The 11,924-nt window shown below is 61.2% G+C and carries 9 protein-coding genes; 6 read left to right on the forward strand and 3 right to left on the reverse strand.

Annotated elements, in window-relative coordinates; all coding sequences use genetic code 11:
- Positions 1-116 precede the first annotated feature (116 nt).
- The 3 genes from AB4N84_RS20060 to zapE all read left to right on the forward strand — a co-directional run bounded on the left by AB4N84_RS20060 (position 117) and on the right by zapE (position 5,148).
- The gene (locus AB4N84_RS20060; protein WP_460047072.1) at positions 117-2,699 is read left to right on the forward strand and encodes a bifunctional diguanylate cyclase/phosphodiesterase; all 2,583 of its coding nucleotides are present in this window, start codon (positions 117-119) and stop codon (positions 2,697-2,699) included.
- A 108-nt stretch (positions 2,700-2,807) separates the two neighbouring features.
- Positions 2,808-4,016: an MFS transporter gene (locus AB4N84_RS20065; protein WP_074755080.1), complete on the forward strand. Its 1,209-nt coding sequence runs from the start codon at positions 2,808-2,810 to the stop codon at positions 4,014-4,016.
- Positions 4,017-4,026: 10 nt separating this feature from the next.
- Complete coding sequence (gene zapE / locus AB4N84_RS20070) at positions 4,027-5,148, forward strand: cell division protein ZapE (protein ID WP_074755078.1); 1,122 nt, start codon at positions 4,027-4,029, stop codon at positions 5,146-5,148.
- Positions 5,149-5,325: 177 nt separating this feature from the next.
- Here the strand turns inward: zapE and rarD are convergent, their stop codons facing one another.
- Positions 5,326-6,210 carry an EamA family transporter RarD gene (gene rarD, locus AB4N84_RS20075; RefSeq protein WP_460042798.1) on the reverse strand — a complete coding sequence of 295 codons (885 nt, stop codon included), beginning with the start codon at positions 6,208-6,210 and terminating at the stop codon, positions 5,326-5,328.
- 265 nt (positions 6,211-6,475) lie between these two features.
- On the opposite strand from rarD, the gene AB4N84_RS20080 reads away from it, so the two are divergent.
- Complete coding sequence (locus AB4N84_RS20080; RefSeq protein ID WP_460042799.1) at positions 6,476-7,117, forward strand: HD domain-containing protein; 642 nt, start codon at positions 6,476-6,478, stop codon at positions 7,115-7,117.
- 895 nt (positions 7,118-8,012) lie between these two features.
- A complete protein-coding gene (locus tag AB4N84_RS20085) occupies positions 8,013-9,164 on the forward strand; it encodes an MFS transporter (RefSeq protein ID WP_074755072.1) in 1,152 nt (383 codons plus the stop codon).
- A gap of 3 nt (positions 9,165-9,167) precedes the next feature.
- Here the strand turns inward: AB4N84_RS20085 and AB4N84_RS20090 are convergent, their stop codons facing one another.
- The gene (locus AB4N84_RS20090; protein WP_460042801.1) at positions 9,168-10,001 is read right to left on the reverse strand and encodes a PhzF family phenazine biosynthesis protein; all 834 of its coding nucleotides are present in this window, start codon (positions 9,999-10,001) and stop codon (positions 9,168-9,170) included.
- Positions 10,002-10,215: 214 nt separating this feature from the next.
- Positions 10,216-10,653, reverse strand: a complete 438-nt coding sequence (locus AB4N84_RS20095) for a carboxymuconolactone decarboxylase family protein (RefSeq protein WP_074755070.1) — start codon at positions 10,651-10,653, stop codon at positions 10,216-10,218.
- A 259-nt stretch (positions 10,654-10,912) separates the two neighbouring features.
- Here AB4N84_RS20095 and AB4N84_RS20100 point away from each other — a divergent pair, with 259 nt between their 5' ends.
- The gene (locus AB4N84_RS20100; protein WP_460042803.1) at positions 10,913-11,788 is read left to right on the forward strand and encodes an alpha/beta fold hydrolase; all 876 of its coding nucleotides are present in this window, start codon (positions 10,913-10,915) and stop codon (positions 11,786-11,788) included.
- Positions 11,789-11,924: the final 136 nt, after the last annotated feature.

Raw genomic sequence — 11,924 nt, forward strand, 5'->3', positions numbered from 1 at the left:
CCGGCCGCCAGGTGCCCGTCTTTGGTGATTGCAGCTGATCAGTGGCGACTCATCATTTTGGGGCATCTGTCGATACAGGTTTCATGACTGAACGTGATGAGCCCTTGCCAACGCCTATGCCAACGCTTCCCCCTTCGGACCCTTTGAATCCGAGAAACCATCGCTCCAGTGTGGCGCTGGCCCGTGCGTCGCTCTTCAAATTCGTTGTGTTGTTGACCGGCGTGTTTGTGCTGGGAGGCTGCATGTTGGCCTATCTGGCCCGGGATCTGGACCGCGTCGAAGAAGTTGAAAGTGAGTTCTACACCCTCAAGGCAGTGCGTTCACTGGAGAAGTCGCTAAGCGCGACCATCAAGGATTACGCCTTCTGGGGCGACAGCTATAAGAACCTCCACCTGCATGTCGACACCGACTGGGCCTTTGTGCGCCAGAACATCGGCCCGACGCTCTACAGTGATTTCGGGTTCGAAGGCCTGTTTGTCGTCAATGACGCCGATGCCACGGTTTATGCCGTGACCGAGGGCAACCTGACGACCGTCGATGCCGCGCAGTGGCTGGGGCCGTCGATGAGCCAGATCCTCGCGCGGGCTCGTGAGGGGGCCGAGAAAGAGACCCCGACCACAGCCTACATTCAAGTCAACGGCGTTCCCGCGTTGGTCGCCGCCGCAGCGATAACGCCAGGCACCGACCCGACCGTCGTGCCGGATGACCGCGCCCCGTCCGTGCTGATATTCGTCACGCTTCTTACCGACGCCAAGCTCGCCGCGCTAGGCAAGGACTATGGCGTGGACGCGCTCCATGTGGCCACACCGGACGAGTTGGGGCACGCGTCGGTGCTGGCGCTTGGGCAGGACGGCGAGGCAGGGGCCTTGCACTGGATCCCGCCCAAGCCTGGGGAGCGTTTGTTGATGCTGGGGCTGCCCTGGGTCTGCGTGGCCGGACTGCTGGTCTGTCTGATGGCGTGGGCGATTTTGCGTCGCACCACCGCCAGCGCCAAATCGCTCGACGACAGTTACGCCTCCTTACAACGCAGCCAGATCGCGCTGGCGACCAGTGAAGCCAGGTTTCGGGATGTCGTCGAAGCCAGTTCCGACTGGGTGTGGGAAATCGACGACCAAGGGCGGTTCACCTATCTGTCGGAGCGATTCGAAGCCGTTACCGGCCTGTCGCGCGACGGTTGGGCCGGCGCTTCAATGGATGATTTGCTGGGCACTGAAATGGGGTCCGTCTCGCAGTGGCTGGCGATCCCGGATCGCAAGCCTGAGATCAGTATCCAGTGCCGTTATGCGGACGCCCGGGGTCAAGCGCGGATCACCCGTTTGTCCGCCCGGCAGATGAAGGGTGCAGGCTTCCGCGGAACGGCAACGGACGTCACCGAAGAAGTCGAGGCGCGGCGCCGTATCGAATTTCTCTCGCAGCACGATGCCCTGACCGGGCTGCCCAACCGGGTCAGGCTCCAGGAGTTTCTGGACGGAAAGCTCAAGGCGACGCCTACGGCGCAGCATCCGCTGGTCATGCTCAGCCTGGACCTGGATCGGTTCAAACCGGTCAACGACCTGCTGGGGCACGCCGCAGGTGACACGGTGCTGAACGAGGTGTCCCGTCGGCTTTCCGATTGTGTGCGTCACGGCGATCTGGTGGCGCGCGTCGGGGGCGACGAGTTTGTGCTGATTCTGACGGATGTCGAAGGCCCCGAAGAGGTCGAGGCGTTGTGCCAGCGATTGATCGGGTCCATCGAACATCCCGTTTTGCTCAACGAACAGGAGGTGTTCGTCAGTGCCAGCATCGGTATTGCGATGGCGCCCACGGATGCTCGAGAAGCCGCCGAACTGCTTCGTTATGCCGACATCGCCTTGTATGAGGCCAAAGCCAGCGGCAGGAGCACCTGGCGCTTTTATGCGGGCGACATGAATGCCCGGATCATCGAGCGGCGTCGCCTGGAAAGCGATTTGCGCTTTGCCATCAAGCATGGCGAGCTGAGGCTGCATTTTCAGCCGCGGTACCGCATTGCCGATGGGCACATGGTGGGCGCCGAAGCACTGGTTCGCTGGCAGCATCCTGTCCGCGGCCTGATCGCGCCCGACACCTTTATCCCGATTGCGGAGGAGACGGGGCTGATCATCCCCCTCAGTGATTGGGTGATTGCGACCGCTTGCAGCCAGGCCGTCACTTGGCCGGCCCATCTGTTTGTCTCGATCAACCTGTCGCCTGCAGAGTTCAAGCGCGGTCAGGTCTCGCTTCGGGTCCAGAAGATTCTGGAAGCGAGCGGCCTGGAGCCGTCGCGCGTGGAGCTTGAGATCACCGAAGGCGTGATGCTGGAAGATGCTGCCGGCGCGCTGGAGGTCATGCGGTCACTCAAGCGTCTCGGCGTGCGGATTGCCATGGATGATTTCGGCACGGGGTATTCGTCGTTGAGCTACCTGCGCACGTTCCCGTTTGACGGGCTGAAGATCGACCGCAGTTTTCTCACCCGGCTGGGTGAAAGCGAAGATGACCAGTCGATTGTCAAAGCCATCATCGGGTTAGGGCGAGCGCTTTCGCTGACGGTCACCGCCGAAGGAATCGAAACAGCCGAGCATCTTGCCCTGCTCAAGGCGGTGGCGTGTGATGAGGGGCAGGGCTACTACCTGAGCAAACCGTTGAACATGAGCGACTTCACGTCGCTGCTGGGGCAGGGCAGCCCGGTCGACAGCGACTGCTGACGGCGGGGCCAATCTTCTCGGTGTCCAGTCAGGCAAGATTGTGTAACGATACCTGGCTTGAACGCTTCTTGCCCGCCCAATCCGCCCCCCTTTAAGGACAGAACACGGATGCTCGCCGCCCTCAGACATTACCCTGCGTCAGTCAATCTGCTGCTGTCCTCGTCGCTCTTTCTGACGCTGGGCAGGGCGATTACCCTGCCGTATCTGGTGATTTACCTTTCATCCAGCTTTGTCCTGAGCATCAGTGATATCGGCATGGTGGTCGGCAGCGCGCTGATCGTCGGCTCATTGTTGAGCCTGTACGGCGGTTACCTCACCGACAAACTGTCCAGCTACAAGCTGATCCTGTGCTTCACCGGGTTCTTCGTCACCGGCTTCGTCGGCATGTGCGTGACCAACAAGCTGTGGCTGTTCTTCCTGTTTCTGGTGTCCTTCAACTTCGCCTATTCAGTGATCGACATCGTGGTCAAGGCGGCGTTTGGCAAGCTGCTGCCGGTGGCCGAGCAGAGCAAGGTGTTTTCGGTGCGCTACACGCTGATCAACATCGGTTATGCGGTGGGGCCGTTCATTGGTGCGGGTTTGGCCCACTGGAACATGAAGCTGCCGTTCATGATGTCGGCGCTGCTGGGTTTGGGCTTCTTCGTGGTCTATTCGATCTTCGGCGACCGCAAGCTCAGCTCGGCGGACCCTGCCAACGCGCCGGTGTCGTTCCTGGCGGTCGGGCGAATCCTGCTCAAGGACTATCGGCTGGTCTGCTTCACCGTGGGCGGTGTGCTGAGCGCCGTGGTGTTCGGCCAGTTCACGGCGTACATCTCGCAATACCTGGTGACCACCAGCACCCCGGAGTTCACGTATCAGGTCATCAGTTCGGTGGTGGCGGTCAACGCAGCGGTGGTGATCTGCCTGCAGTATTTCGTCGGCAAACACATCAGTCATCAGTACCTGAATCAGTGGCTGACGGCAGGTTTCAGCCTGTTTCTGATGGGCGTGGTCGGCTTTGCCTTGTCGACCACGGTGCTGCACTGGTCGCTGGCGGTGGCGATTTTCACCCTCGGCGAAATCATCGTGTTCCCGGCCGAATACATGTTCATCGACCGCATCGCCCCCACGCACCTGCGCGGCATGTATTACGGCGCGCAGAACCTGTCCAACCTTGGCGGTGCACTGGGTCCGGTGCTGTGCGGTTTTGCGCTGGCGACGCAGTCAGCGCACTTCATGTTCTATATGCTGGCGGCCTTTATCGTGGCCGGCGGCTGTTTCTATCTGCTGGGCGCTTCGTACTCCAGACGTCACGATCAATCCTCCAGCACGCGGTGATGTTTTTGCGATGAGTGTTCTGTCTCCTCTGGATGCCTGGCAGCAGGCGGTCGACACGCAGGGTTTTCAGCCGGACGAGGCTCAGCGCCGAGCGGCGCACACACTTCAGGAATGCTGGCAGGCCCTGCGTGATCGCACGCCTCACGCGTCGGTGAAGGGCGTGTATCTGTGGGGGCCGGTGGGGCGTGGCAAGACCTGGCTCATGGACCGTTTCTACGAGAGCCTGCAGATCCCCGCCCGCCGCCAGCATTTTCATCACTTCATGCGTTGGGTGCATCAGCGGTTGTTCCAGCTGACCGGCGTTGCCCGGCCGCTGGAGGTGCTCGCCCGTGAACTCGCTCAGGAAGTGCGGGTGCTGTGTTTTGACGAGCTGTTCGTCAACGACATTGGCGATGCAGTGATTCTGGGTGGTTTGTTGCGGGCCATGTTCGAGGAGGGCGTGGTGCTGGTCTGCACGTCGAACCAACTGCCGGAACAGCTCTATGCGACAGGGCACAACCGCGATCGCTTCGTGCCCGCGATTACCGCGATCAATCACTGCATGACGGTGGTCTCGGTGGACGGCGGTGAAGACCATCGCCTGCACCCGGGGCAGGCGCAGCAGCGTTATTGGGTGACCGAAGAGCAGGGCGCCAGCGCCTTGGTCCAGGTTTTCGAAACGCTGAGCAGCGGCGAGTCGGTGTCTATTCAGCCGGTGCCTGTGGGGCGGCGTCATTTGCCGGTCGTGCGTGCCAGCCGAACGGTGGTCTGGTGTCGATACGCCGATCTGTGTGAACAGCCACTGGCGGCGATGGACTTCATCGAGCTGTGCGATCGCTACAAGGCCGTGTTGCTCAGCGAGGTGCCTGCGTTGAGCGCGCCGCAGCGCGAAGGTCGCATTGCACGCGGCACCGAGGACGGCGTGGAGCAGGTGGTGGCAGGCGATCGTGAACTGCCGCAGTTGTCACCCTACGATGACGGTGTGCGGCGGTTCATTGCGTTGGTGGACGAGTGTTACGACCGCAAGGTGCCGCTGTATGTCGAAGCGGCCATGCCGATGCAGGAACTGTACACCGAGGGTTACCTGGCCTTTGCCTTTCGCCGGACGTTGAGCCGTTTGCAGGAAATGCAGCTGGCGCGGTTTGGGCAATAGGGCTACCGATGCAATGTCACTTCAGGCGATGGCAACCTGTTGGAGCGAATTCATTCGCGAAAGAGGCTCCAGACGCCAGACGGTTATCGGCTGTACCGGCCTCTCGCGAATGAATTCGCTCCCACAGCGTTCAGTCATCAGCGAGGGTCAGATGGCTTACTTGACGATGCATTGCGATCAAACCCTGTTGCGTCGACTTTGTGCGAGTACATGCTTGCCACCTTCACCCACCAGCACCATGACCGCGAGCCAGATCGGCAGGTAGGTCATCCATTCATCCCGCCCGATGGACTCGCCCAGCAGCAGGGCGACGCCGACCAGCAGTACCGGCTCAACGTAACTCAGCAGGCCGAACACGCTGAACGCCAACAGGCGACTGGCGAGGATGTAGGCCACGAGGGCCGAGGCGCTGATCGCACCCAGCACCGGAATCAACAGGTAGAAACGCGGGAACTGTTCGACCACCGCCGGGTTGCCTTTGCAGATAAAGGTCACGGCCACCGGCAGGATCAGCAACATGTCCCACCACAGCCCGCCGAGGTTATCGGTCTTGAGCTTGCGCCGCAGGATGAAATACACCGGATACCCCAGGCACACCACCAGGGTTTCCCAGGAAAAACTGCCCAGGCGCAGCAGCTCGTTGCCCACGCCGACCAATGCGCAGCAGGCGGCGATCTTTTGCAAGTGCGAGAGTCGCTCGCCATACACCAGGCGCCCGGTGAGAATCATTGTCAGGGGTAACAGAAAATAGCCCAGCGACACTTCCAGACTGCGGCCGTGCAAGGGCGCCCACAGGAACAGCCACAGCTGCAGCCCCATCAGCGAAGCCGACAGCGCCATCCCGCTAAGCAGTGCCGGGTTCCGACGCAGGCGTGCGGCCAGTGTTCGAGTCAGTTGCCAGTCGCCACTGGACAGCATGAAGACCGTGACGCAGGGCAGGGTCAGCAGCATGCGCCAGCCGAAGATTTCTTCACCGCTCAACGGTTTGAGCAGTGAGGTGTAGTAGTACATGACCGCGAAGAGGCAGGAGGCCATGACCGATAACGCAACGCCCTTGTACACAGGGTCTCCTTGGTTTCGATGCTTGGGGATTTTGAAGGGGCTTACGGCGTCAGACTCTGGCGGCCTGATCGTGGGAAACGGCGAACAGTCTAGCTGAAGGTGTCCCTCTCGTTCGCGAGTAATCTGATAAACACCAGATGAGCTGGCAGTAAACGATGCACGTTTGGCAGAGAACGAGACCGCGCGCCGATTGAGCGTACACCGCCTGTCCCACAGACTTCTCCTCAACGCGCCACACCGGCGCGATCAATCGAGGAAGACCTCCATGACTCAAGAAATCGCCGGTATCAAGATCCCCGACAGCGCCCTGGCGCGGGCGACCACCGAATACATCCGCGAGCAGGAAGATGACCTGCTGTTCGATCACTCTCGCCGCGTGTTTCTGTGGGGCGCGTTGACTGGCGAGCGTAAAGGATTGAAATACGACGCCGAGCAGCTGTATGTCGGCGCTATGTTCCACGACCTCGGCCTGGTGGAAAAACACAGCAGCCCTGACCTGCGTTTTGAGGTCGACAGCGCCAACGCAGCCCGTGCGTTCATGACGCCGTTTGGCCTGTCCGAAGGCGATATGGAGCAGGTGTGGTTGTCCATTGCCCTGCACACCACGCCGGGTGTGCCTGAGCATCTGCGTCCGAACGTGGCACTGGTCACTGCGGGCGTTGAGATGGACGTGCTGGGCATCAATTACGAAAAGTTCAGCGACCAGCAGCGCGACGTCGTGACCCATGCTCACCCGCGTGGCGAAGCGTTCAAGGAATGCATCCTCTGTGCCTTCGCCAACGGCTTCCGTCACAAGCCCGACACCACCTTCGGCACAGTCAACGCCGACGTGCTGGTCGATGAACATCCGACGTTCAAGCCGATGAACTTCGTCGAGATCATCCGCACCTCGCCGTGGAAGGCGTAAGCCATACGACCCGGCAACGCGGTCCGGTGTAGGAGACGTCGGAGGTTACGGCGGCAGCGAACGCGGTGTGTCAGACGTTGATGCATTGCCTGACACACCGCATTCGCGACCGTCGTAACCTCCGATTGCTCCTACAGGGACAATGCAGCCTCTCGGTCATGTAGAGGGTGCTGATCGTTCCCGCGCTCCGCACGGGCATGCCGCGTGAGACGCTCTGCGTCCGTTAAGGATGACGCGGAGCGTCACAGGATGCGTGCCCACGCAGAGCGTGGGTACGATCAACGCGGTTCGGTGTAGGAGACGTCGGAGGTTACGACGGCAGCGAACGCGGTGTGTCAGACGTTGATGCATTGCCTGACACACCGCATTCGCGACCGTCGTAACCTCCGATTGCTCCTACAGGGACAATGCAGCCTCTCGGGCGTGTAGAGGGTGCTGATCGTTCCCGCGCTCCGCGTGGGAATGCTGCGTGAGACGCTCGGCAGTCCGGTAAGGGTGACGCGGAGCGTCACAGGATGCGTGCCCACGCAGAGCGTGGGTACGATCAAAACTTCGTCGAGATCATCCGCACCTCGCCGTGGAAGGCGTAAGCCATACGACCCGACGCGGTCCGGTGTAGGAGACGTCGGAGGTTACGACGGCAGCGAACGCGGTGTGTCGAACGTTGATGCATTGCCTGATACACCGCATTCGCGGCCGTCGTAACCTCCGATTGCGCCTACAGGGACAATGCAGCCTCTCGGGCGTGTAGATTGTTGATGCCGCAAGACTGCTGAGGCATTTCTGAGGCCAAATCCATCAGCATCCCTTCTTCGGCATTGCGCCATCCTTTGTTAGGCTCTGTGTTTGTCGGCCCATGAAGGGCGCTTTTCCATTGCCAGACAAGGGAGCAGCAATGACCTCCATCGGCACCGCAGCACCGACCGTGCCAGGGCGGCTCGAACAGTTCTCCACCCGCGTCACCTACTTCATCACCGGGTTCAGTATTTCTGCGTGGGCGCCGCTGGTGCCTTATGCCAAAAGCCGTCTGGGCCTGGACGACGCAGGCCTGGGTCTGTTGCTGCTGTGCCTGGGCATCGGCTCGATCATTGCCATGCCCCTTGCCGGCGCCATGACCGTCAAGTACGGCTGTCGTCGGATCATCACCCTGGTGGGCGGCATCGCCTGTCTGTGCCTGCCGTTGCTCGCCACACTCAACAGCGTGCCGATGATGGTGGCGGTGCTCTTTATCTACGGCGCCAGCATGGGCGCGCTGGGGTGTGTCACCAACATTCAGGCCATCATCGTCGAGCGCGCCAGTGGCAAGACCATGATGTCGGGTTTTCACGGGCTGTTCAGTTGTGGCGGTATCGTGGGGGCGGCAGGTGTTTCCGCTTTGTTGAGCGTCGGCGTGTGGCCGTGGTTGACCGTTTCGCTGGTGTCGGTGTTTCTCGCCCTTGCCTTATACAAGGCTCGCCCGAACATGCTCGGGTACGGCAGCGAGGCGGGCGGTCCGGCGTTCGCCATACCCCATGGCGTGGTGCTGTTCATCGGCCTGATGTGCTTTACCGTCTTTCTCACCGAAGGCGCGATGCTGGACTGGAGCGCGGTGTTTCTCAGTGCCCGGCACGGTGTCGAGCCGTCATACGCCGGTTTTGGTTATGCGGTGTTTGCGTTGGCGATGGCCATCGGGCGCTTGTGCGGCGACCCGATCGTGCGTCGACTGGGCGTGCACAAGATCATTCTGTTCGGTGGGCTGTGCGCAGCGGTCGGCATGACGGTCGCGACACTGGTTCCCTACTGGCAAGCGGCCCTGTGCGGTTATGCGCTCGTGGGGCTGGGCTGCTCCAACATCGTGCCGGTGTTCTACAGCGCCGTGGGCCGGCAGAAAACCATGCCCGAAAACGTCGCCGTCCCGGCCATCACCACCCTGGGTTACATCGGTATCCTGATGGGCCCGGCCGGTATCGGGTTTGTTGCTCACCTCAGCAGCCTCGGCGCCGCGTTTCTGATCATTGCCGTGATGCTGCTGGGTGTCGCGATCAGCGGTCGCTATCTGAAGGTATAACGGTTACAACGCACGCGCTGTCCCTGACAGGCGAATTGAACTGCCGGGTTCAGGGCTGAACTCGGCACGAATCCGCGAACGGCTGCCCATGTCTTCACCCTGCACGATGTCGATGACCCCGCCGTGGTCCCAGCCAATGTCACGCAAATAACCGGCGAATGCCGCGCTTGACGCACCCGTGGCAGGGTCTTCATAGACGCCACCAAAGGCAAATGGATTGCGCGTGTGGAAGAGGCGAGCGGATTCGGCGAACACCAGCAATATCGTCACCCAACCTTCACGCACCATCAGCTCACGTCCGGTGGCGAAGTCATAGCGCATATTCCTGAGCGTGTCCCGACGGTTCACGGCGAGTACAAGGTGTTGCGCGCCGCCATTGATCAACGCAGGCGGAATACGCAAGTCGATGTCTTCGGCTTGCAGGTCAAACAGTGACATTGCCTGACTGAGCAACTCGCGGCTGACCGGTTTGCTCAAGGTCGGTGGGGACTGCAGCGCGGCAGAGGTCAACGCGCCGTGCCTGTGGCCTTCGACGCTGATCTGCGTTTCGTTGAGGGAGAGCTTGAAAAGGCCTTCGCCAAACCTGCCTGCCAGGGCTGCGCCCAAAGCGATGGTGGCGTGACCGCAAAACGGCACTTCGGCTTCGGGGGAGAAGTAGCGCACCCGAAAACCGTCGCCTTGCGGCACGGCGAAGGCCGTTTCCGAATAGCCGACCTCGGCGGCCACCTGCTGCATGATCGCGTCGTCAGGGAATATTTCCCCGATCCAGACGCCCGCCGGGTTACCGCCTTGGTCAGCGTCGGAAAAGGCCGCAAGCCTGAGGATGTCCATTGCCATGTTCGAGTGCTCGTTGCGCCGTGGGGAAGTGGCGCAATTGTTGTCGAAGAACGGCAGTGGACACCAACCAAAAGTGCTTATGCGTGGGATTCAACGGGTTGATGCAAGGTACGACCTGCATCCCTTAGTCGTCCGGCCTGCCAGCGTCAGCGTCCCGGAGGACGTCAGCGCCGGCAAGCCGGACCGTTACGGCGAAGATTCCCGGCGCGATCGATCAGGCCGGAACCATCGCAAAGCCCACACCGAAGCGGTTCCAGGCATTGATGGTGGCGATCGCCAGGGTGATGTTGGCGACGTCCGCCTCGCTGTAATGCGCAAGCAGCGCTTCGTATTGATCCTGCGGTGCGTGATGGATCGACAGCTGCGTCAGGCTTTCGACCCACGCCAGCACGGCTTTCTCTTTCTCGGTGAAGAACGTGGTTTCTGCCCATACACTCAGGGTCTGCAGGCGGGCTTCGGTTTCGCCAGCTTTGCGCGCGTCATTGGCGTGCATGTTGACGCAGTAGGCGCAGCCGTTGATCTGCGAAGCGCGCAGGCGGATCAGTTCCAGCAGGGAGCTGTCCAGGCCCGATTTGGCAAGGGCAGCTTCCAGACCGACCATGGCTTTGTAGGCTTCTGGCGATTTCTGTCCCCAGGCGATTCTTTTGTTCATGTGTGCGTGCTCCGATGAAGTCAGTGGGAAATTCGTTGGCTGTGGCACTACATTACGCTTGAGCTCACGATGGCCGAATAGCCAATGGATCGGGATTGTTGGAGACCAATTGCCGAGGTTTTCCAGGATGGGTCTACCGCATCGCACACGTGCGTCGAGGCCTGCGAACACGCTTCATGAACGGCGCGGCCACGCTTTACGCCTTGCCGCTCAGGCTCAGCGATCTAGCATGTGCGCCAACCATCACAAGGAGTCATCCATGTTTGCCGGATTCCAGAAAGACCAGCGCCTGGTCAACGGTGTTCAGATCAGCTATCGCATCGGCGGGACCGGCCCAGGCCTGTTACTGCTGCACGGTCACCCGCAGACCCATGTGATCTGGCACAAGATAGCCGAGCAGCTGAGCCAGCATTTCACGGTGGTGGCCGCTGATCTGCGCGGTTATGGCGACAGCAGCAAGCCGCCTGCCACGGCAGACCATTACAGTTATTCCAAGCGCGAGATGGGCCGCGACATGGTCGGGCTGATGCGCGAACTGGGCCTGTCGACGTTCTCGATCCTGGCCCATGATCGTGGCGCCCGCGTGGCTCACCGGCTGGCGCTGGATCATCCGACGTCTGTCACGCGCATGGCCTTGCTCGACATCGCCCCGACGCTGGCGATGTACAGCCAGACCAATGAAGCCTTTGCCCGTGCCTATTGGCACTGGTTTTTCCTGATCCGTCCGGCCCCGTTGCCGGAGATGTTGCTGGAGGCCAATCCGGAGCAGTACCTGCGCAGTGTCATGGGCAGTCGCAGCGCGGGGCTGACCCCGTTCACCGACGAAGCCTTCGCCGAATACCTGCGCTGCGCAAGCCTGCCAGGTGCCGCGCGGGGCGTGTGCGAAGACTACCGCGCCAGCGCCAGCATCGACCTGGAACATGATCGGGCGGACATTGACGCGGGCAATCACCTGACGTTGCCGTTGCTGGTTTTGTGGGGCGGCGAGGGAACAGTCGGCAAATGCTTCGAGCCGCTCAAGGAGTGGCAGAAGGTCGCCTCCGACGTGCGCGGCAAGGCGCTGCCGGGCGGGCATTATCTGGCCGAGGAGATTCCGGAGGCGTTGCTGGCAGAGGTTTTACCGTTTTTGTCCTGATGCCAGGCGGGGCTTGGCTCGATAAGGGGATGAACGCAGTCCACCCGTGGGAGCGAATTCATTCGCGAAAAACAGTCCAGCCGATAGAGATGCACCGGCTGCACTGGCCTATCGCGAATGAATTCGCTCCCACGGG

This window comes from Pseudomonas sp. S2_H01, assembly GCF_054668305.1.